Genomic DNA, 19,447 nt, shown 5'->3' with positions numbered 1-19,447 from the left:
AGATTTTTTACCCGATAGGCATGACAATGATTGATAAAGAGCTACCTACTACCGATGCGAAAAATGTATTTAACTTAAAGAATATATCTCACATAGCCATTAAGTGCTCAAACCTAAGTAAAACAATTAAATTTTATTGTGTAGTTTTAGGTTTGATTCCCATTGAAAGACCTCCATTCGGATATCCGGGTGCTTGGTTAGCTAATCATGAAAAAAATCCAATTATTCATCTTTATGGTGGAAGACAAGGTCTTGCTAGTAATGGCAATCCATTTACAGACACAGGTTCTATAGACCATGTATCGATTATGTGTGAAGGTTTCACAGAGCTATTATCCAGATTGACAAGTAATCATATTGATTGGCGCGAATTCAGAGTTCCTAATACGGATTTATACCAAGTATTTTGTTATGACCCCAATGGTGTGCTCTTGGAGTTAACATTTCTGAGTAGTAGGGAGAGATTAAGTGAAAGAAACTATCTTGAAAAAAAATATATTGCGGGGGAATCTTTTTAACGTTTTGTACGATCGGATCAGGTTTCGCTTTCTGCGAACAGTATTCTGTGTTACTGCTCACCGGATTCTGTGGAAGTTACGTTCCGCAGCAAATCGAAACCTAAATTACCGCTTCGGTTTTACTTGCTTGTTCTGCACGATGCATTTCAGGTGATAAATCATTTTATAATATCCCAGCTTCTGGATCAAAAATGAGTTTTGTTAACAAAGGAAATCTCCATCTGTGCTATTTAGTATTGAAGATCGGAAATTAATTCCAATTCAGTGTCATAGACACTTTCCTTTAGTTACCGGCAGTTATTGTTGATACTCCAGTTTAAATTTGTCTAACGCTTCACCGAATAATCAAGGGAGATTAAGTTTTCTTTCAAGCTAAAAGATTGTAAAATGAGTCATCTGGCTAAACCCATAGCGATTGAGCTTTAGATTTAAAAAGTATTGAGAGGTTAAGGTGAAAAAACTTAAATCCCGATCTATGCGATTAGAAAAGTTAGAAACACAAGTCAAAAAAGAGCTTGAGTACCTATTATATCCAAAAAGTAATTGGGTTAAAAAAAAATTATTTAATGGTACTAAGATTGTTGACGTATTAATCATTGGTGGTGGACAGAATGGTATATCTTTGGCATTTAGGTTGATGCGCGAAGGTGTCAATAACATTAAAGTTATAGATCAGGAGCCCAAATTTAGGGAAGGTCCATGGACTGAATTTGCACGGATGAAAACCTTGAGATCACCTAAATATATATGCGGGCCTGAATATGGTTTTCCAAGTCTTTCTTTTAGATACTGGTGGGAGGCTATTCATGGTGTAAAATCATGGTTTAAATTAGACAAAATTCCGAAAGTTGATTGGCATGAGTATTTACAATGGTTTAAAAAGACAACTGGTGTTGAGGTTTTAAATGGCTTAAAGGTTACAAATATTAATCCAATTTCAGAATCAATACTAAGTGTTAACTTAGACACAATAGATTCAAAAGATGTTATTTTAGCCAGAAATGTCGTGTTTGCAAACGGCATAGAGGGATGTGGAACCTGGTACTCACCCAAGATATTTCATGATAACCTACCAGCATATAGCTATTCTCATTCGTCAGAATCAATAAATTTTAACGCTCTAACAGGAAAGAGGGTTGCGATTATAGGCGGAGGTGCATCTGCATTTGATAATGCAGCTGTAGCATTAGATCATGGAGCTAGTAAGGTTGAACTATTTATTCGCAGAAAAACCATTCCTAAAGTTAACCCAAATAAATGGATGGAATTTTCTGGTTTTTTACGCCATTATTCAGATCTTGATGATGAAATAAAATGGAAGTTTATGAATTTAATCTTTGAGCGAAGTCAACCGCCGACTCAAGACAGCTACAATCGGTGTATAGCCTATAATAATTTTTATTATCAAACAGGCTGCAATATTCAGGATGTATCGTATAAAAATAACTTGATTAAATTGACCGCAGAAGCATGGGAAAAAGAATTTGACTATTTAATTATTGCTACTGGTTTTATTGTGGATTTAAGCTCTAGACCTGAACTCAGAAACTTTCATGATGTAATAGCAACATGGGGTGATAAATTTAAAGAATCAACCGATCCCACTAAATTTGGTCTTGAAAGGTATCCATATCTTTCAAGTTCATTTCAGTTTACCGAAAAGTTACCTGGTTCTGCACCATTTCTTCGCCGTATATATTGTTATAATTATGGAGCAATGATGAGCCTTGCTAGCAATTCCAGTATTACAGTTTTAAAGTTTGGGATTGATCGGCTTTGTTATGGTATAACTAAAGAGTTATTTTTAGAAGATTCTAATTCTTTTTATAATGATCTTTTATCGTTTGATAGCATCGAATTTATGGAGAGATAATATGAATGAAAAATTAAGCCAGCAAGTTAAAGTTTATGTTATAGCCTGTAGCGGTCCCGCTGATTTAAATGGTGTGCGAATGTTAGTCGATAAGAATGAATTGAATCCCAATGAAATAGTTGCTGTAATGGGAAAAACTGAAGGTAATGGTGGAGTAAATGATTTTGCGCGTGATTTAGCTGTTAAAAGTTGGTGCACATTTCTTTGTGCATATTTTAATTGTAGTCCTGAATCTGTTTTAGAGCGGGTTGCTTTAGTTATGTCTGGTGGAACAGAAGGGGTACTGTCACCACATTTTACAGTTTTCACTAGATCATTTATTCCCTTCTTATCATCTTCTGAAAAAGGTCTTGTAATAGGCATTTCTCATACTAAAAAATTCCTTCCAGAAGAAATTGGTACTATGGCTCAAGTTCTAGAGACAGCAAAGGCTGTCAAATTAGCTATGCAAGATGCTGGTTTAAATAATTCTGATGATATTCATCTGGTTCAGGTTAAATGTCCCTTACTTACCAATGAAAAAATAAATAACTTATTAATTAGAGGTGCAATGGCTGTAACACAGGATACATATAAATCGATGGCTTACTCTCGTGCTGCTTCTGCATTGGGTGTCGCTATTGCGCTTGGTGATGCAAGGCAAAATGAAATAGACAATTCAACGATTCTTTCCGATTTTAATAAATACAGTGGCTGTGCATCTATTTCAGCAGGCATTGAGGTTGATAATAACGTTGTAATTGTATTTGGCAACTTAGTTGGATCTTCATCACCATATTTTATTTCGCATACTATCATGCATGATTCAATCGATATTAAAAGCGTACTTGAAATGTTTTCCAATGACTTTGGACTTGATTTGTTGAAGAGTTATTCAGTTATTTCTGACCGCTTGGTAAATATTTTTGTTAAGGCAGAAGCTAGTCCTGATGGTTTGATACGTGGTGAACGGCACACTATGCTTACTGATTCCGATGTCACTTCAACCCGCCACGCTCGTGCGGCTGTGGGCGGGGTTTTGGCGGCATTAACAGGTAAAACAACACTTTATGTTTCTGGTGGTGCAGAGCATCAAGGACCTTCTGGGGGAGGTACTTGCGCGGCTATTATAAAGCGGAAGTAATGGTGATTATGAGCTTTATTCCTAATCCTTCTATTAATACGGCACTTAAATACCCGACCATCCTGTGATAATATATAGATCATGGAATGGATCGACGTGCGCAGCTTGACGATGGAAGGGAGGCGGATGCTTCGCCAGTTGGTGGTTCGTCTGCGCAAGCAATCCGGGATGAGCGTGAAAGAGTTGTCCAAGCTATCTGGCGCACATCCTACGACCATTAAAGGCTGGTTGGCGCGGGCGCCGTATAGAAGGAGAAAAAGGGCTGGGAGAGAAGCGCCGAGGTCGGCGGGTAGTTGCCTGTCGCAAACTGACCCTGGCCGCCGAGGCCTGGATACGCGATCAGATCGTCAAGGGTAACCCTCAGCAAATAAAGTTGCTTTTTGCGCTCTGGACGCGACCGGCGATACGCGCGCTGATTCGAGACCATTTTGGGGTGGATCTACAGGAGCGTCTGGTGGGTAAGTATCTCAAACGTTGGGGCTTCACTCCGCAACGCCCTGTCAAAAGGGCATTGGAGCAGAATCCAGGAGCAGTCCGTCAGTGGTTGGAGCAGGATTATTCCCGCCTGCGCGCGCAAGCGGCCCAAGAGGGAGCGGTGATTTATTGGGGGGACGAGACGGCCGTCAAGGAAGATGCCCATTGGGTGCGCGGGTATGCGCCTCGGGGACAAACGCCGGTATTGGCGGTTCCCGCCCGATGGACCACGCTCTCCATGATCTCGGCGATTTCTCCGCAGGGCAAAGTCGCTTTCCAGATTGTCGAAGGCAGCATTGATGCGGAGCGTTTCATCACTTTTCTCACCGCCTTGATTCAGGACGCGCCCCAGAAAATCTATCTGGTCGTCGATAATCTGCGGGTGCATCATGCCAAAGTGGTAACGGCTTGGCTGGCAGATAAAAAAGACCGCATTGAACTGGCCTTTCTGCCGCCCTACGCGCCAGAATCCAACCCCGACGAATACCTGAATCGGGATTTCAAAACTGCTCTGCGCACAGGTGCAGTCAGTACGTACAAAAACTCTTTAGCAAAAATGCGGGGACGAGAGACGACACTCTCGCATATGTACCCATGTCGGAGGCAACTGAACTCAAATGAAACAATCCCTGCGTATCGCCCTTGCTGCTGCACTCCCGGCGCTAGTTCTTGCGTGTATCGCGTGCGTGAGCAATCAGGCTCTGGCCAATACCACGCCTGCGCAAACCCCCGCTCCATCTGCTGCGACTTCAGGAGTGGCCGTCGTGGACGGACGGTTAGTCGTGGCTGGAACCAATCAATTATTTATACCGCGAGGATTCACCTCGGTTTCCTTGGCCTATCCCACGCAGTACGCTGCCTCTTTATGTAGCAGCCATTTTCGTGCCTCTCCCGCAGCAGCCAATCTTCAGGAAGCGCAGGCCGCCATGACGGCAACAGCAATGCCTGGTTTCGGTTATAACGCGTCCCTGCAAGCAATGGTAAAGGACTGGCACGCCAATACGGTACGCTTCAACCTCAGCCAGGGAGCACTCCAGTACGAATATACCCATGGGCTTTCTGCCTACACTGACATGGTGCGTAACGTGATTGAACAGGCGCGAAGCGCCGGCCTTATTGTTATCTTGTGCATGCAAACCGAGCGATACAGTTGTACGCCTTATGAGGATGGAGGACTCCAGAAGCTGCCAGATCTCCGGACCGAACAAGCCTGGAAACAACTCCTGGATTCGCGGTTGACGCATGATAAGGAGGTGATACTGGAAGTCTTTAACGAGCCTTCAACGACTCGCGCATGCGCTGACGGTACCTTCAGGCATCCTGACTGGAAATCCTGGGCGCATGGCTGTGGCAGAGAGCCCGATCAGGGCATGCTCACGGTGGGGAGATGGCTACGTCAGCAAGCTCCAGAAAATGTCCTTCTTTTCATGGGTGACGGTGTGGATTTTGGCTTCTCCGGCTTCACTGTGCCGCATGGAATGCCGCCTAACTCAGCCTACAGCGTGCATCCCTATCAATATGTGGTGCGCGGAAATCTAACCGACAGTATCCACTTATGGAATACACGGTTTGGAAATCTGGCAGCCAGCGGTCACGCCGTCATCGCTACAGAATGGGACGAGGGCCTCAAACATTGTCCGAATGATCCGAATCAGACCATCACCCGATACTTTATTCAGCGATATCTCCCAGCGCATGCTATTGGGATAACCGTTTACGGATGGGATGCCCCTGTTCAAGCGCCTGGTTATATTGTCAACAGCTACAACTACCCCGGAAATACGGCCACGTATCAATTTGTAGATCCTAATGCTGATGGATGTGCCCATGACGCAGGGAGGATCCTACAAAAGACATTCCGCGCTGAAGCTGTCCAGTGATGATTTCCAATGAAAAGCAGAACAGATGACGTTCCATCCGATAAAAATAAAAACTGATCCACCTGTAATTCACGCCCCGGATCATGGGTGTCGACAATGTTCAGCCCATGGGCTACGTGTCGATTCGACACCGAAACCACCACTCCGTCCCAAGGAATATTCAAAGTTATCGAAAGGCTGCCGTTCGAAATGGTGACGTCCTTTCCTTTCGGCCCAGGTCGAAAATAACTCCCGTAAGCCTCGGCCGGAATGCCCGCAAATATCCAGACCATACAAGCAATCAACAAGCACGCCTTACTTATACCTCTGCTCAAATAGGCACTCCTTTTGCTCGACTTTTCAAGTAGGTATTGATTTCCGCCGAGATATAGTCCTGAAATTCATTGTGGTTTGGTCTTTTCATATATGTATGACTTGAGAGTCATGGTCTATTACGGTGCATGGGCATTTTCTGAAATTAAAAGACGCTTCGTTACTTTTCAGTAAAATCAATGAATCATAAGGGCATCAACCCAGAGCACGGTTCGCTGTCTCTGGGTTGATGTATGCTTCAGACCATCCTGCCCGCATGGTGCCTTAAAACTGCATACCCAAGCCCACATCGCCGCGAAGAATATTCGGCGCGCCTCGCTGTGTAAAATCATCATCATGTAATCCGACGTACAGGGAGACATTGGCCATTAGGGGATAATAGGCGTTCACCCCCATTTGTAGAAGGTCTGAAGTACGATTGAACGTGGTTGGTGCGAATCCAGAGAGATGCTGGGTTTCCGAAATACCGCCAAGGTATCCGACATATCCGGTGAAATTGACACCTGGCAGAGATGCTGCCGCATAAAGACCACCACCCAGACCGTTGGTGCTCAGCGAAGAGTGGTAACCATAATAGCCATTGGACTGCGCAAAGCGGTTATACTCATACCCGACATAAGGCCCGACAGCCAGGATATTGCTGGCGTTGAAAAGATATCCGAGCTTGAGCCCAATGGTGTTGGTATTGCCACCGGTGTAACCCTGGTAGGTAGCCCCGAACTCATGGCGGTATTTCGCCGTGCCGAACAAGCCACCATTGTAAAGGCTGGCCCGTAGACCGAGTCCACCGTTGGTGTTCCCATACCGATTGGTGGCCCCTTGTACATTGCCGGAAACCCCGACCTGATTCATGACGCCATATACGGACGCTTCTGCGCCCAGGGGTAATGCCAGTGCGAGGGTCAATGCGGTAAGCCATATTTTTTTCTGAATCATCGGAACACTCCTGTTGGTTGAGTCAAAAAACAGCCGGAAAGTGATGGCAGGACTTTCTAAGTCACCCCGTTACGATCAAGCCACTCGGGATAGACAAGAAGCAGACAATCTCCCTGTCGAGTCCAGAGACTAAGACAGCAGAATTTATGCCAAAGGTTCCCGTGGGATAGATTTTTCATGTAATCAGTGGTCTGCGCCGTCTGCTGAAGAAAGGGTGCGACTACATGACCCTTTCTTCAGCAGATCTGTTGTACTTTAGCGACAATATGGGGCTATAGCGTCCCTGTTGTATGCCCTTACCATAAAAACGGATCCCTTCTCTTCTGGAATCGGGCACGGCTCAGTATGTCGCTTCTGTCGCAAGATCCTTCCGCTGTGCTGGAACGCTTATTGCTTTCTCAATTATCGGAAAGCGCTACACAAGTCCGAAAAGCGTGACCGCAAAGCGGAAAGGAGGTATGCACATTTTTTATACCGTAACCCCTGAGCTATTTGTTCGGGGAAAGATAAAAAACCGATCTTCCTACAGGAGAACCGTATGTTCCATGAAATGGAGTCACTGAAGCGCCGTAACATCTGGCAACCAGCTTTACGTGTAGCGACCTTGTTCGGCACCTTGATGGCGTTGGCGGGATGTTATGCGTACCCCCCTGGACCGCCTCCAGGCCCTGGCGGATATTATGCGCATCCTGCACCGCCCCCACCACCACCGCCCGGAGGGCCAGCGGGTCCCGGGGCGTATTACCAGCAACCCGGGCCGCCGCCCCCGCCACCCCCTCCGTGAAGGATTTTATGGGCGCGTATGCCCTGTAAAAGTCACTAAAAAAAGCCCCATTTTTCTGAAATGGGGCGTTTCCTCCGGTCATGAATCAGGATTTCAGTGCATCAAAGCGCCGGTTGCTGCTCCTGCTGCACCGCCCACTGCGGCCCCTACGGCCGGATTGCCACCCACAACAGCACCCAGCACTGCACCGCCCGCAGCACCGATAGCCCCACCACTCAGTGCGCGTTGTCCTGTGGGGCTCATATTGGCGCAGCCAGTCATGGCGATCAGACAAAAACCCAACGCCAGAACTTTTAACCCGTACCGGTGATGACCGAATTTTAATCGAAGGGGATATTGCATGGGGATTAGGCTCCTTATGGTGTAGTAGTGGAAGGGGATCCGGATAGTTGTTCCACATCCCGGGTTGCCTGAAGAATTTCTTGTCGGGCAATCCGATAGGACGTTCCAGAAAGCGGTTTGGTGCATAACGGCTGTACGACCGCCTTAATTTGGTCAAGGTCGTCCCTTTGACCTTCTGCGTGCGGTCGTTTTGTCAGCTTTTGTTGCAATAGACGCACCTGCGCCTGGTATTGCTGGCAATCGCGCTGTAGTCCTGATGTTCTCTGGATTGGATGCGTGGGTGCCAAGATGGTTGAGGCGGGTGGATAAGGTAAGATCTGTTCAGGCCGATAGTGCGTCGACGTGGGTGTTGGAGGTGGGGCCGCTATCGTTGAGGTGCAGCCGCTCAACAATAAAGTGCCCGCAATCAGCCAATAATACGGCCTTTCTCTTATCCTGTTTTGCGAATACACGCAACATTCCTACCAGGGAGTGGATACATAACCCACTACAGGCGTAGGAGCCGCGTAATAGCCGGATGGAGGCCCAGGTGGGGGCGGTGGTGGCGGCCCTCCCCAAGGCCCGGGTCCCGGTGGAGGCGGGCCTGGTGGAGGAGGTCCCGGCGGCGGAGGAGGTGGCGGGGGTGGCGGAGCCGCATAATAATACACGGGTTGTGGGGGTGGCACATAAACTACTGGTGGGGATACGGGATAATAGGCCGGTGCTCCGCCTACTGAAACACTCAGACCCGGAACGGCCAGGCCTAATGAAAGATCATCGGCGAGTGCTGGAGCGATCCCAACGGCCGATGAAAGGACGAGGGTGGTAGCCACCGCCCATAGCATCGATTTTCGTCGAGCTGTTGAGGGGGAGGGAATGGATTTCATAATGATGCTCCCATAAAAAAGACCAAAGGCGTACCAGCAAAAAGCATTCCTACAAGATTTCAGCCAGTTTTCATTCGGTCGAGCCCTACTGTACTGTAGTCAGTCCACTACAGTGGGACGCTGACTTATTCCATCTGGTTAATTTTTAAGTATTTGTGTTGTCGCTCTTCAGTCAGGTTGAGAATCTCCCCGGAATAATAGCCGCCGTCAGGCGATCATTGGCCACATGTAGCGCACAGCAGGGCAACAGGGGACGGGCGTCAGACAATACGCTTAATCAGCATTTTTATTGGAATGCGGCATGTTATAGTAAATGACACTGCCTGCAGCGCTTGCCGCCATTAACGGCAAGCAGCCACTGATCATCATGGCGGTGCCGCAAGCGATCAATATACGTAGGATAAAACCCAGCAGGCTTCGCAGTTTCTCTAACGTCCAGTGATCGTCTGGCCGTGTTTTTTGCGTCATGATTCGATCCTTCGTGGGGGTAGCTTTGGCTGTAAATTTGGGGCACGCATTCTGCATTAGATATTCCACATGGTGCCTGGAAAATCAAACCACAGTACTTGCATTATCAGTTCTAAGAAAGAACAGTGGAGAACGATACCCGTTCAGCACATTGAAAAATAGGAACAAAAAATGAAATATCAACACATGGCAGTGATCACGGCAGACCGTACAGTTGACGCCTTATGGCCTGCCAGTCCGCATCCTCTTTGGTTTTTACAGCCTGGATCTACGAGAATCATAGCCAGATGAAAGTCTCAGATGTTGGCTATAATGTAGTGTGAGCAGATTTCTACGGACTATTGTCTGATAGAGAAATACCTGAACAGGAGGTTACAATGTCTGGAACGGATATAAAAAGTGCAAATCCTGCTGCTTCGTGGGTCCGGGCAGCCTTACTTTTGACAACAGTGATGGCATTAGCCGGTTGTGCCAACATGAGCCCAACGGGCCAGCGTGCTCTGAGTGGCGGAGCTATCGGCGCTGCTGGCGGTGCGGTTTTGGGAACAGTCGCTGCGGGCAATCCTGCCGTCGGTGCTGCGGTAGGTGGTGCGGTGGGTGCGGGTGTAGGTGCTGCTCTCCCCCAAATAGAAAACAGCCTGAACGGTAATTGACCTGTTACTGCACTGAGTGTTAGGGCACCAGGCTTATTTCCAGAGAGCTTGCATGCGGGTTATCAATAACAATCTATGCATGAAAGCACATTACCCATCCGGCCCATTGAGATTTTTCGAGAGATATTTATGAATAATCCACAATCCCGCACGATAAAACGCACGACAATTTTTGCTTGCGTCCTTGCAGCAGCGATGTTGAGTTTAACCAGTTCATCGGCCATGGCAGCCGTTTCTTTAGGATTGGCGGTTCCCGGACTGAGCGTGCAATTGGGTACGCCTCCCGTCTACTACGCGCCACCGCCGGTGTATTATGCGCCGCCCCCCGTCGCTTATTACACGCCGCCACCAGTGGTCAGATATTATCCCGTGCCACCTCCTGTCGTTGCCTATGGACCCAGACCTTGGCTTCGGCGGGGGCCGCCACCATGGGCAGGGCATGGAAGGCCAGGGCCTTGGCAACATGGCAATTGGCACCACGGACCCTGGCACCATGGAAATTGGCATCACTGATAGATCAAGAATATGAGATGCGATTCGCCATGAAACAAAACCAAATTCTGCAAGTGGTCATGGATAATGAATGACCGCTTTCAGTCTGCGCCAGCCATCAGACGGCGCTGTTTCCTGCGATCCAGTATGGAAACTGAGAAGTGCGGGACTAACAGACACCGTTATTTGACGCTACTATCGGATCGCGTTAGTATTCACCGATGATCATGAGTTTTGCGGACAAGCAAACCGCCGCAGTCTTCGCTGGCCTGAAAGTGCGCCGCTTTGGAGCGGAATTATTGAGGATGGCGCAGCGGAAACTGGCACAGTTGCATCGCGCCGGCCGGATCGAAGATCTGGCTGTACCGCCAGGCAACCGCCTGGAGAAGCTCTCCGGCGATCGGAGCGGCCAATGGAGCATGCGCATCAATGACCAGTGGCGGATTTGCTTCGTATGGCGCGACAGCAACGCCTGGGACGTGGAGATCGTGGATTATCACTGATGGATGGAGGTATATCGTGAGCATTCGTGTGGACGAGATCGAAAAGATGGATTTTTCCGATGTGGCGAATCTGCGCGAAGGTCGGTCTGCCCCCATTCACCCCGGCGAGATCTTGCTGGAAGACTTTCTGAAGCCGATGGGCATCACCCAGTATCGTCTAGCCAAGGAAATCGGCGTCCCGCAGCGCCGTATCGGGGAGATCGTGATGGGAAAGCGGGCCGTTACCCCGGATACCGGGCTGCGGCTGTCCCGGTTTTTCGGGATGAGCGACGGTTTCTGGGTGGGCCTGCAAACCGATTACGATCTCGCCGTGACGCGCCACGCGATGCAGGCAGTTCTCAATAAGATTCAACGATACGACGTGCATGCGGCGTAACGACCAGAATCCGCTGGTAACGACTTCGGCAGGTTGAGTTTGCCACACTCTGTGGCAGGTGGGCTGAAAGGCTATATTGCAGCGGAAGCGGTCATTCGGCGGACTGACCAGCATGTTCTCGAAACTCGTCTATATGACTGTAAATCGTGGCAGTCTTTTGAGCTTGAATTTAGAAAATCATGGTGGTGGCTGAAAAAGGCTAGAGCATGCCTTTGGTGGACCTTCAATCCCGCTTCTGCATAGGTTTTTCTGGACCAAGATCGTCAATGCGATAGCCATCTGGGTAGGTTGGCCGGTGCAATTGCGTACGCATCACGGGTTTGTTTCTGAGCGGTAGCGCACTGGCTATTCGTCCTCGCAAAAGTAATGCACGGGTGAGCACCCGGCTCAACCAGATTGATTGTCCAGATAAGCCCAAGGCATTGAGTAAGGGGCGATCCAGTAGCGCATAAACGGCAGGCCGTCCCAGTCGAAACAGTACGGGCGGCATATAAAAGCCCAGCAGCAAGTCTATCGTTTTGTCTGCAACATACCGGTTTGAATTGGAATAATGAAAACGCTCTGCCTCATAGGAACGATTAAACTGCTCCAGTTGAGCATATTCATCATGAATATCCTGAATGTTCATGCGCATGCCTATGGCCCGCCAGAAGTGGAACCAGGCCAAGCGTTCTTTTTCTGACAGGGGGCGGTGCCCGAAACGCGCTATCCATCGTATCGGTTCAAAAATAAACGTAGACAATACATATAGATAGTCCTCATTGCGAATCGTATATCTGGCGTGCTGGCGGTTGATGTTTTCAATGGCAGCCTGCCCTCGTGGACTATCGTAGCCGTGTTCAATCAATTCACTGAGGAATCATAAATAAACTACATGGACTTTTTGTTTGGTGAGATGACGTAATTCCATTCCCCATGGAAGTTATCGCGATCAATTTGGATGGTAGCGAATTCAGCGTCAGTGACTTTGATACCCTTGGGGTAGGGTGTAGGATCAATGGCGGCGTACACTTTCAAGCCTTTGCTGGTGGTTGTAGCCGCGATCAAATTGACAATGACTTCGTGACTCACCAAAGGTCGCCCCCGCCAATTCATGCTGATATAGGAAAACAGACGGTGCTCGATTTTGTTCCATTTGCTGGTGCCCGGAGGAAAGTGGCACACCCGAATCGGCAGATTGAGTTCATCGGCAAGCCCTTGTAATTCCAGCTTCCAGAGGCGCACCCGAGAACCATTGCTCCCGCCCCCATCGGCCGTGATCATCAACTCCTTGGCGTCGGGATAAAGGGGGTGACCCATGCCTAACCACCAGCGCCGGATAGTGGCCACCGCAAAGCTGGCGGTATCATGATCTGTGCCCACGCTCACCCACCCCGCGTTTTGGGCGAGATCGTAAACCCCATAGGGGTTGGCCCGCCCCAGTTCCTTATCCACAAAATCATGCACCTGGACGACTTCCGGTTCGCCCTGCGGCCGCCACTCCTGACCCGCATTTTTGTAGTTGCCAACCAATTCTTTTTTCTTGGTGTCCACCGAAATGACGGGCTGCACTGCGTCCAGTGCCTGCTGCGTCTTCTCCTGTATATACCGGAATTGGGCATCTCGGTCTGGGTGATCAGTGCCTTCCAAGGTCTTGCGATTGCCTTGCAAGCTGTACCCTAATTCCTTGAGCAGAATGCCCACAGAAACATGGCTGATGCGGTGCCCCTGTTCGCCCAGTTCCCGTGCCAATTGCTTGAGGCTCTTGCAAGTCCAGCGCAGCGGTGACTGGGGATCACCGCGTGCCGCAGGATCTACCAAACCCTCCAAGGCCACCAGCAAGTCCGGATCGCGATCCACCAGCCTTTTTCTCCCGCCACCCGATCGACGAACTCTGCCTTGCGGGAGCCTGTTCTCCGGATCCTTGAGCTCTTTGAGACCCGCCATGATGGACCCCCGCGCGACTCCGGTAGCCTCACTCACCCGCTTGACACCGCCATGACCCAGCACCTTCGCTTCTACTGCCGCATATAGCCGTCTCTGCCGCTCATCCAGTATCCCTTCGAGCGCTTGGTGTCGAGCGGCTATCAGTGCGTCTGCTTCCATGCCGCAAGACTATACCCGCTATATAGTGAGTACAAGTTATTTATTTATGAATACTGAGGAGCAGGTCGGTATCATCGTAACGTTTGCGGGTGCGTTCAGTGAGTTCTCCTGTGTGGCGAAGGAGACCAGAAATGCGGGGTACCGCATACGTACGAAACAGGGCTAGTTCAAGCGCACGCGGTATATCAAAAGGATACGCACAAGTTGCCATCAGAAAGGTGATTCGGCAGTGATCCTTGACCGGATCTAACTGGAGAATTTCACGGTCATACGCCGTAATCATGGATAATTCACAAAAAGCTTGGAAGGCATCGGTTTCCTATGCGCGCCTTATGAGCGCTTCATGTCTTGTAGAGAAAAAATCTGTGAAACCACATTATTCTACCATGGCAGGAGACGGGTACCGCACGATGAAGAAATCACTAATCCTGGATTTTGCTCCAAAGCCCTCCCTTTTGACTGGACGTTGCGAAGTGAAGCCCAACGTTAGAGATACTTACCCAACAAACAAGCCTGCATGTCTCCCCCCCAAAAATATTCTAAAATGAGCGTTCGGATGGCCGGACGGGTCCATGACGCAGTTATTAACCACTACTCATCCGCTCCAAAAAATCAACTTGTAAATGCAGCATCAAAGTCAACAACCCTACAACCGGAGAATTCTTTCATGGCAGATGAAGAGCAGTTACTTTCCCTATTGGCTATCGCGGAATACGGCAGCATCAGTGCCGCCGCAGAGCATCTGAACCGTAGTCAGTCAGCCATTTCGGAACGATTGAGGAAGCTCACGGAGTTAGTCGGCGAGCCCGTATACTCTCGCGAGGTCAACGGGGTAAAGCTTACCTCGGCTGGCCAGGCACTGATTCCTGACATCGAACGTTTACGCAGGGTGTTACGCGATATCGATAGTGTCATTGCCCGCCGGAAAAATCTGGTGGAAGGAGAGCTCAACATTGTTTCCACCAGTCTCATCGCCAATTACTATCTTCCTCCCTACCTCACACGCTATCGAAAGGCCTATCCACAAATAAACCTGCACATCAAAAGTGGAGAAATGTATTGGAAACATGCCGCAGCCGGAGAAGTGGATGTATTCTTTTTTGAGGGGGAAGGTGAGATGCCAGAGTTACCTGATTATTTTGAAAGTACCCTCTGGCGGGATAGTGAAATTGTCCTGGTTACGCCCTTACATCATCCGCTGGCAGGAAAAAAGAAGGTCTCGTTTGACGAAATCAATGACTATCCGATCATCTGGAGAGAGCCAGGCAATGGTGTTCGCACGGCCATTGAAAAAGAATTTCGGATCCGTGGTATTGCACCCAAACATTTTATCGAGGTGGCCGACATTGAGTCGGTAGGGATCATGATCCATGCCGATCTGGGTATAGGATTTATGAACAGAAAAGTGCTTGAACTCCGTCCGGACTGGCAGGTTTCGGCAGCCACGCTGGAAAGTCATGACATGCTCTGTCTGAATTTTATGGCCACGCCGCTGACCAGTCGTCGCTCCAGAGCATTGGACAAGTTTCTGGAAATCGTAAAAAGTTAGAAAAAAACGGATGCGGCGTTTTATGGAAGCGCTGTACTGTGAATACCCCCCTCAATAACTCTGGGTATGCTTATCCCGACAAAAAGCATACCCTCTATGCAAATGCGGTTTCATCCATGAACCGAGCAACTGGAGGCTATTCAAAACACATGAATCAGAACGGCCGACAGGAACATAGGGATAACGCAGAAACTCTGATAGAGATTACCCCGGATAAAAATCCTCCCCTCATTAATATTGGGATCAGTAAAGAAAACTGGAAAAGGCTGGTTGTAGCGAAAGGCAATGAGACGAAGGCCAATGCCTGGGTCAGATCACGCCTGCATGAAGTGTCTGGGTTAAGTGCCGAGGTACGCGGCATTTATATGCGGGTAATGATCGAAAACTTTTTCGGTTAGAGACCTCTGCCGAACCATCGGAAAGCTTCAAACGGGCTTCTGGAGAACATCAAAAATGGACAACGCGATCAGAAGCGATAGCCAGTGCTTTTCGGTGAACGCTGCAGATAGACCAGCGGCGAGCAAAGACGATGAAGAAGGAACCGCCCATGGCGATGCCGTGCGTCTTTATCTGCAGGAAATAGGACGTGCCCCGCTGTTGACTGCTGAACAGGAAGTCACCCTTGGACGCCGGGTCAAAGCCGGGGATATGGCGGCGCGCAACGCCATGACTGAAAGCAATTTACGTCTGGTAGTCAATTTGGCCCGACGCTATCTCCACCGGGGGCTTCCCCTGCTCGATTTGATTGAAGAAGGGAATCTGGGCCTGATTCATGCCGTCGAAAAATTTGATCCGGACAAAGGATTCCGTTTTTCGACCTATGCCACCTGGTGGATACGACAGAATATCGAAAGGTCGCTGATGAACCAGACAGAAGTAATCAGGGTTCCCATTTATGTTGTCAAACAAATCAGTGCGTTTTTACGGACTACACGCCACCTGCGACAGGTTTTACAAGGCGAGCCTACGCCGGAAGAAATTGCTGGGGCCATGAACCTACCGGTAGGGGAAATCTATAAATGTTTTGACAGAACCATACGGATGACTAGCCTGGACGATGCGCATGGATCTGAGGACGGCCAGGCTTTAGTAGAGCGCATGGCCGATACCGGCAGCAACATAGAGGCGGATATCGCTGATCGTGACTGCTTGCGGCAGGTTCATCATTGTCTGAGAAAGATGCCGGATAACCATCGGCAGATACTCTTCTGGAGATTCGGGCTGGATGGCTCGGAAGGGGCTACTCTGGAAGAAATAGGCCGCTACCTTGAGATATCCCGAGAAAGTGTCCGCCAAATCCAGGCAGAGGCCTTGGAAATATTGCGCGGGTGTATCGAAGCCGTCGGACTGGACGCAGTATCTCTATTCGCCTGAACCCGAAGATCGCCTCAGACGTTAAAATGCTGCTGTAAAATCTGGTCCACGGCTTCACATACTGGCTCCGGTTCCAATATGCGAAAGGGTCGGACTATATGGAATGGAATGCTGGCGTCCGATAGGGAAAAGGCGCAGGCCAGCAGACAAACGCCTGTCCGGCTACCGACAAGATCCCACTCTGTAATTTCAGAAAAGCTTTGAAGGGCATCAATAGCGGGTGCATTGAGGCCATAGCCCGGTCTTTCAATAATGAGGTCATGCCCCACATCAATGACACCATCTGCAGCGACCTGGATAGTGACGGGGTTTTGATCTGGAGGAGGAGCAAAACGTGTCGCAACCACCACGGGGTAATTTGTAGCCACGTCGCGGACGCTCTCCACCAAATCAGGATCTGGTGAAAACCCATATTGCAGATCGATGATTAATAATCCCCTGGTTTCAGCCATAAACCTATCCTAATAAAGTCTAATAGTTTCAAAAAATGAATAAGACAAATAACTTTCTAGATGCTTTTTTTCGACAGTTACGGCGACCAGGTCGAGCTAAATCCTACCATTCAGATGTCATCTTTGTGCATCACACGTTAGTAATATTTCCCAGCTTTTCTGAGAGATACTTACTCTACGCATCGCCATTTTGTCTACTTACCATCCATTGCGGATAGAGAGGCGCAGGGGCAGTCAATGCGGATAGAATTTTCACGTCTTCCTCGCTTAGCTCAACCTGAATAGCGCCCAGGTTGTCCCTTAATTGCTCCATTCTTTTTGCACCGATAATAACGGAGCTGACGCCAGTCTGGGCAAGAAGCCAAGCAATGGACACCTGAGGGATGGTTGCACCAATATTTCTGGCGATAGCCTCAGCAGCCTCCACAGCATCATAGCCATGGACCTGGTCGATGGGCGGGAAATCAAAGTCTTTCCGCCTTGCTTCGGCAGGTGCGGTGGCATCACGACGGTATTTACCCGTGAGAAAGCCGCCGGATAGCGGTGACCAGGGAAGAACTCCAAGACCCAACTCGCGACAAAGAGGAAGCAGTTCGTGTTCCAGATCCCGACCAACTAAAGAGTAGTACGCTTGCAATGAAGAAAAACCTGTCCACTGCCCGACATCCGCTAACGCTTGCGCACGCGCGATGTGTCGAACCGGCCAATTGGAACAACCCACATACAGCACTTTGCCGCTACGCACCAAATCATCCAGGGCGCGCAGCGTTTCGTCCATGGGTGTGTGGCTATCCCAGCCATGGACTTGGTAAAGATCGATATGGTCTGTTCCGAGGCGACGCAGACTGGCATGGCAAGCGGTCATGATATGCTTGCGAGAAAGACCAGATCCGTTGGGGTCTACATCACTCATGATGCCGCGTACTTTGGTAGCTATAACGGTAGAGTCCCGATGTATCCCATTATTTTTCATGGCGATCCCAAGAATTTCTTCGGACTCTCCACGGGAATAAACATCAGCCGTATCGAAGAAATTAATTCCCGACTCCCATGCATGACGCACCATCTCGTCGGCTTCCGACTGACCAACTGTCGCGATATTGTAAAACGTGGAGCCGAATGTCATGGTTCCTAAGCAAAGAGAAGACACCTTTAAACCGGTTCGACCAAGTTGACGATATTCCATCAATTCACCTCGCGAATGAAAATCCGATAATTTTGGGCTTGTCAGTGAGAATAGTACCCCATCAATCCCTTCATTTTACCACAACATCCCTGCTTTTGCGTGGCGCGCATAGCTCCTGACGATGTGGATAACGTCTTGAATTCAATTTATACAAGGGCTTGATTAGAGTAGAATGGTTGCCAAATTTGAGCACGTCAAAGGCGAGATGCGGCAACCTGTCCGTTTGATGCGCATGGGTTGCATTGAAGCGATTGTTGTGATGACCGAGTATGGTTAAATTGCAACCTGGTTCAATCCAAGGAGAATCATTCATGACCAATTCAACGGACTACGTGCCCCCTAAGATTTGGGTCTGGAACAAGACTGAAGCAGCTAGTGCTGTCACGCTTCTCAACCGTCCTGTTTCAGGAGCAACCCACGATAAAAAACTCCCCGTCGGTCATCACCCATTGCAACTGTACTCTCTGGCGACGCCCAATGGCCAAAAAGTGACAATCCTGCTAGAAGAGTTGTTAGCACAGGGTCATGTCGGTGCAGAATACGACGCGTGGCTAATCCGTATCCGTGACGGGGATCAATTTGGAAGTGGTTTTGTAGCGGTGAATCCAAACTCCAAGATCCCAGCTCTCGTAGACTACAGCGGTTCACAGCCTATTCGGGTTTTTGAGTCTGGGGCGATCATGCTGTATTTAGCCCAGAAATTTGCGGCGTTCCTGCCTACCGATCCAAGTAGGCGCGCCGAGTGCCTATCATGGCTATTCTGGCAGATGGGAAGCGCCCCTTACCTGGGTGGCGGATTCGGTCATTTCTACGCCTATGCCCCCGAAAAGATTGAATATGCAATCAATCGGTTTGCTATGGAAGCCAAGCGACAACTTGACGTGCTCGATAAACGGCTCTCGGAAAATGAATATATCGTAGGTAGCGAATATACGATTGCTGATATGGCCATCTGGCCCTGGTATGGTGGTTTGGTTAAAGGCTGGCTGTACGATGCTGCGGAGTTTCTTTCGGTGGAGGACTACCCGAATGTTCGGCGCTGGACAGACAATATCTACGCCCGTCCTGAGGTGCAACGCGGAATCAAAGTGAACCGCATCGTTGGCGAACTTTCCAGCCAGTTGCATGAACGCCATGATGCGCGTGACTTTGATCTACGCACGCAAGATAAGCTCGTAAATGCCAAGCCGTAATCAAAGGC

General features: G+C 49.0%; 23 protein-coding genes. 14 read left to right on the top strand and 9 right to left on the bottom strand.

Going from position 1 to position 19,447, the window contains the following annotated elements; all coding sequences use genetic code 11:
• Nucleotides 1–26 precede the first annotated feature (26 nt).
• The 6 genes from H7F11_RS09360 to H7F11_RS09340 all read left to right on the top strand — a co-directional run bounded on the left by H7F11_RS09360 (nucleotide 27) and on the right by H7F11_RS09340 (nucleotide 5,868).
• Nucleotides 27–518, top strand: coding sequence for a VOC family protein (locus H7F11_RS09360; RefSeq protein WP_193650170.1), 492 nt, complete (start codon nucleotides 27–29; stop codon nucleotides 516–518).
• Nucleotides 519–969: 451 nt separating this feature from the next.
• Nucleotides 970–2,391, top strand: coding sequence for an NAD(P)-binding domain-containing protein (locus H7F11_RS09355; RefSeq protein ID WP_193650171.1), 1,422 nt, complete (start codon nucleotides 970–972; stop codon nucleotides 2,389–2,391).
• A 1-nt stretch (nucleotide 2,392) separates the two neighbouring features.
• Nucleotides 2,393–3,514 carry a ring-opening amidohydrolase gene (locus H7F11_RS09350; RefSeq protein ID WP_193650172.1) on the top strand — a complete coding sequence of 374 codons (1,122 nt, stop codon included), beginning with the start codon at nucleotides 2,393–2,395 and terminating at the stop codon, nucleotides 3,512–3,514.
• Between the two features lie 81 nt (nucleotides 3,515–3,595).
• The gene (locus tag H7F11_RS17255; RefSeq protein ID WP_413773193.1) at nucleotides 3,596–3,871 is read left to right on the top strand and encodes a helix-turn-helix domain-containing protein; all 276 of its coding nucleotides are present in this window, start codon (nucleotides 3,596–3,598) and stop codon (nucleotides 3,869–3,871) included.
• Nucleotides 3,759–4,859, top strand: a complete 1,101-nt coding sequence (locus tag H7F11_RS09345; protein ID WP_413773195.1) for an IS630 family transposase — start codon at nucleotides 3,759–3,761, stop codon at nucleotides 4,857–4,859. The genes H7F11_RS17255 and H7F11_RS09345 overlap by 113 nt, the downstream gene beginning before the upstream one ends.
• Nucleotides 4,753–5,868, top strand: coding sequence for a cellulase family glycosylhydrolase (locus H7F11_RS09340; RefSeq protein WP_193649685.1), 1,116 nt, complete (start codon nucleotides 4,753–4,755; stop codon nucleotides 5,866–5,868). The genes H7F11_RS09345 and H7F11_RS09340 overlap by 107 nt, the downstream gene beginning before the upstream one ends.
• A 576-nt stretch (nucleotides 5,869–6,444) precedes the next feature.
• Here H7F11_RS09340 and H7F11_RS09335 read toward each other — a convergent pair.
• The gene (locus H7F11_RS09335; protein ID WP_075324170.1) at nucleotides 6,445–7,116 is read right to left on the bottom strand and encodes a hypothetical protein; all 672 of its coding nucleotides are present in this window, start codon (nucleotides 7,114–7,116) and stop codon (nucleotides 6,445–6,447) included.
• 538 nt (nucleotides 7,117–7,654) lie between these two features.
• On the opposite strand from H7F11_RS09335, the gene H7F11_RS09330 reads away from it, so the two are divergent.
• Nucleotides 7,655–7,900, top strand: coding sequence for a hypothetical protein (locus tag H7F11_RS09330; protein WP_193658117.1), 246 nt, complete (start codon nucleotides 7,655–7,657; stop codon nucleotides 7,898–7,900).
• A 93-nt stretch (nucleotides 7,901–7,993) separates the two neighbouring features.
• Here H7F11_RS09330 and H7F11_RS09325 read toward each other — a convergent pair whose 3' ends face one another.
• The gene (locus H7F11_RS09325; protein ID WP_010636705.1) at nucleotides 7,994–8,242 is read right to left on the bottom strand and encodes a YMGG-like glycine zipper-containing protein; all 249 of its coding nucleotides are present in this window, start codon (nucleotides 8,240–8,242) and stop codon (nucleotides 7,994–7,996) included.
• A gap of 1,139 nt (nucleotides 8,243–9,381) precedes the next feature.
• On the bottom strand, nucleotides 9,382–9,576 hold the full coding sequence (locus H7F11_RS09320) for a hypothetical protein (protein WP_065974578.1): 195 nt from the start codon (nucleotides 9,574–9,576) through the stop codon (nucleotides 9,382–9,384).
• A 377-nt stretch (nucleotides 9,577–9,953) separates the two neighbouring features.
• On the opposite strand from H7F11_RS09320, the gene H7F11_RS09315 reads away from it, so the two are divergent.
• Complete coding sequence (locus H7F11_RS09315) at nucleotides 9,954–10,229, top strand: glycine zipper domain-containing protein (protein ID WP_227485388.1); 276 nt, start codon at nucleotides 9,954–9,956, stop codon at nucleotides 10,227–10,229.
• 62 nt (nucleotides 10,230–10,291) lie between these two features.
• Here H7F11_RS09315 and H7F11_RS09310 read toward each other — a convergent pair whose 3' ends face one another.
• Nucleotides 10,292–10,453 carry a hypothetical protein gene (locus tag H7F11_RS09310; protein WP_193651454.1) on the bottom strand — a complete coding sequence of 54 codons (162 nt, stop codon included), beginning with the start codon at nucleotides 10,451–10,453 and terminating at the stop codon, nucleotides 10,292–10,294.
• Nucleotides 10,454–10,942: 489 nt separating this feature from the next.
• Here H7F11_RS09310 and H7F11_RS09305 point away from each other — a divergent pair, with 489 nt between their 5' ends.
• Both H7F11_RS09305 and H7F11_RS09300 read left to right on the top strand, forming a co-directional pair.
• Nucleotides 10,943–11,224: a type II toxin-antitoxin system RelE/ParE family toxin gene (locus H7F11_RS09305; RefSeq protein WP_126604773.1), complete on the top strand. Its 282-nt coding sequence runs from the start codon at nucleotides 10,943–10,945 to the stop codon at nucleotides 11,222–11,224.
• A 16-nt stretch (nucleotides 11,225–11,240) separates the two neighbouring features.
• Entirely contained in the window at nucleotides 11,241–11,600 is a 360-nt protein-coding gene (locus H7F11_RS09300) for a HigA family addiction module antitoxin (RefSeq protein ID WP_010642615.1), read from the top strand.
• Nucleotides 11,601–11,823: 223 nt separating this feature from the next.
• Here H7F11_RS09300 and H7F11_RS09295 read toward each other — a convergent pair whose 3' ends face one another.
• Genes H7F11_RS09295 through H7F11_RS09285 form a run of 3 tightly spaced genes read right to left on the bottom strand, consistent with a single transcriptional unit; the run spans nucleotide 11,824 to nucleotide 13,968 of the window.
• A complete protein-coding gene (locus tag H7F11_RS09295) occupies nucleotides 11,824–12,447 on the bottom strand; it encodes an oxygenase MpaB family protein (protein ID WP_227485387.1) in 624 nt (207 codons plus the stop codon).
• A 23-nt stretch (nucleotides 12,448–12,470) separates the two neighbouring features.
• Nucleotides 12,471–13,685, bottom strand: coding sequence for an ISAzo13 family transposase (locus tag H7F11_RS09290; protein WP_193651453.1), 1,215 nt, complete (start codon nucleotides 13,683–13,685; stop codon nucleotides 12,471–12,473).
• Nucleotides 13,686–13,725: 40 nt separating this feature from the next.
• Nucleotides 13,726–13,968: a hypothetical protein gene (locus H7F11_RS09285; RefSeq protein WP_227485386.1), complete on the bottom strand. Its 243-nt coding sequence runs from the start codon at nucleotides 13,966–13,968 to the stop codon at nucleotides 13,726–13,728.
• Between the two features lie 384 nt (nucleotides 13,969–14,352).
• Between H7F11_RS09285 and H7F11_RS09280 the strand changes: the two genes are divergently transcribed.
• Genes H7F11_RS09280 through H7F11_RS09270 form a run of 3 tightly spaced genes read left to right on the top strand, consistent with a single transcriptional unit; the run spans nucleotide 14,353 to nucleotide 16,608 of the window.
• Entirely contained in the window at nucleotides 14,353–15,234 is an 882-nt protein-coding gene (locus H7F11_RS09280) for a LysR family transcriptional regulator (protein ID WP_193651855.1), read from the top strand.
• Nucleotides 15,235–15,272: 38 nt separating this feature from the next.
• Entirely contained in the window at nucleotides 15,273–15,632 is a 360-nt protein-coding gene (locus H7F11_RS09275) for a hypothetical protein (protein ID WP_193651854.1), read from the top strand.
• A gap of 55 nt (nucleotides 15,633–15,687) precedes the next feature.
• Nucleotides 15,688–16,608: an RNA polymerase sigma factor RpoD/SigA gene (locus H7F11_RS09270; protein WP_193651853.1), complete on the top strand. Its 921-nt coding sequence runs from the start codon at nucleotides 15,688–15,690 to the stop codon at nucleotides 16,606–16,608.
• Nucleotides 16,609–16,622: 14 nt separating this feature from the next.
• Here the strand turns inward: H7F11_RS09270 and H7F11_RS09265 are convergent, their stop codons facing one another.
• Together H7F11_RS09265 and H7F11_RS09260 are read right to left on the bottom strand one after the other, a co-directional pair.
• Nucleotides 16,623–17,060, bottom strand: a complete 438-nt coding sequence (locus tag H7F11_RS09265; protein WP_193651852.1) for a hypothetical protein — start codon at nucleotides 17,058–17,060, stop codon at nucleotides 16,623–16,625.
• A gap of 175 nt (nucleotides 17,061–17,235) precedes the next feature.
• Complete coding sequence (locus H7F11_RS09260; RefSeq protein ID WP_227485385.1) at nucleotides 17,236–18,246, bottom strand: aldo/keto reductase; 1,011 nt, start codon at nucleotides 18,244–18,246, stop codon at nucleotides 17,236–17,238.
• A 311-nt stretch (nucleotides 18,247–18,557) separates the two neighbouring features.
• On the opposite strand from H7F11_RS09260, the gene yghU reads away from it, so the two are divergent.
• On the top strand, nucleotides 18,558–19,439 hold the full coding sequence (yghU, locus tag H7F11_RS09255; RefSeq protein ID WP_193651851.1) for a glutathione-dependent disulfide-bond oxidoreductase: 882 nt from the start codon (nucleotides 18,558–18,560) through the stop codon (nucleotides 19,437–19,439).
• Nucleotides 19,440–19,447 lie beyond the last annotated feature (8 nt).

The sequence above is a fragment of the Acidithiobacillus sp. HP-2 genome (assembly GCF_015100155.1).
Classification (GTDB): domain Bacteria; phylum Pseudomonadota; class Gammaproteobacteria; order Acidithiobacillales; family Acidithiobacillaceae; genus Acidithiobacillus.
Note: the sequence above shows the minus strand (reverse complement) of the source record. Positions and strands in the feature narration are given on the sequence as shown.

Bases quoted from the DNA above. Each gene is read 5' to 3' on its own strand.
- H7F11_RS09360 (WP_193650170.1), top strand. From the start codon at position 27: ATGATTGATAAAGAGCTACCTACTACCGATGCGAAAAATGTATTTAAC.
- H7F11_RS09350 (WP_193650172.1), top strand. From the start codon at position 2,393: ATGAATGAAAAATTAAGCCAGCAAGTTAAAGTTTATGTTATAGCCTGT.
- H7F11_RS17255 (WP_413773193.1), top strand. From the start codon at position 3,596: ATGGAATGGATCGACGTGCGCAGCTTGACGATGGAAGGGAGGCGGATG.
- H7F11_RS09335 (WP_075324170.1), bottom strand. From the start codon at position 7,116: ATGATTCAGAAAAAAATATGGCTTACCGCATTGACCCTCGCACTGGCA.
- H7F11_RS09330 (WP_193658117.1), top strand. From the start codon at position 7,655: ATGTTCCATGAAATGGAGTCACTGAAGCGCCGTAACATCTGGCAACCA.
- H7F11_RS09325 (WP_010636705.1), bottom strand. From the start codon at position 8,242: ATGCAATATCCCCTTCGATTAAAATTCGGTCATCACCGGTACGGGTTA.
- H7F11_RS09320 (WP_065974578.1), bottom strand. From the start codon at position 9,576: ATGACGCAAAAAACACGGCCAGACGATCACTGGACGTTAGAGAAACTG.
- H7F11_RS09315 (WP_227485388.1), top strand. From the start codon at position 9,954: ATGTCTGGAACGGATATAAAAAGTGCAAATCCTGCTGCTTCGTGGGTC.
- H7F11_RS09310 (WP_193651454.1), bottom strand. From the start codon at position 10,453: ATGGCCGATGAACTGGTTAAACTCAACATCGCTGCTGCAAGGACGCAA.
- H7F11_RS09305 (WP_126604773.1), top strand. From the start codon at position 10,943: ATGATCATGAGTTTTGCGGACAAGCAAACCGCCGCAGTCTTCGCTGGC.
- H7F11_RS09290 (WP_193651453.1), bottom strand. From the start codon at position 13,685: ATGGAAGCAGACGCACTGATAGCCGCTCGACACCAAGCGCTCGAAGGG.
- H7F11_RS09285 (WP_227485386.1), bottom strand. From the start codon at position 13,968: ATGATTACGGCGTATGACCGTGAAATTCTCCAGTTAGATCCGGTCAAG.
- H7F11_RS09280 (WP_193651855.1), top strand. From the start codon at position 14,353: ATGGCAGATGAAGAGCAGTTACTTTCCCTATTGGCTATCGCGGAATAC.
- H7F11_RS09270 (WP_193651853.1), top strand. From the start codon at position 15,688: ATGGACAACGCGATCAGAAGCGATAGCCAGTGCTTTTCGGTGAACGCT.
- H7F11_RS09265 (WP_193651852.1), bottom strand. From the start codon at position 17,060: ATGGCTGAAACCAGGGGATTATTAATCATCGATCTGCAATATGGGTTT.
- H7F11_RS09260 (WP_227485385.1), bottom strand. From the start codon at position 18,246: ATGGAATATCGTCAACTTGGTCGAACCGGTTTAAAGGTGTCTTCTCTT.
- yghU (WP_193651851.1), top strand. From the start codon at position 18,558: ATGACCAATTCAACGGACTACGTGCCCCCTAAGATTTGGGTCTGGAAC.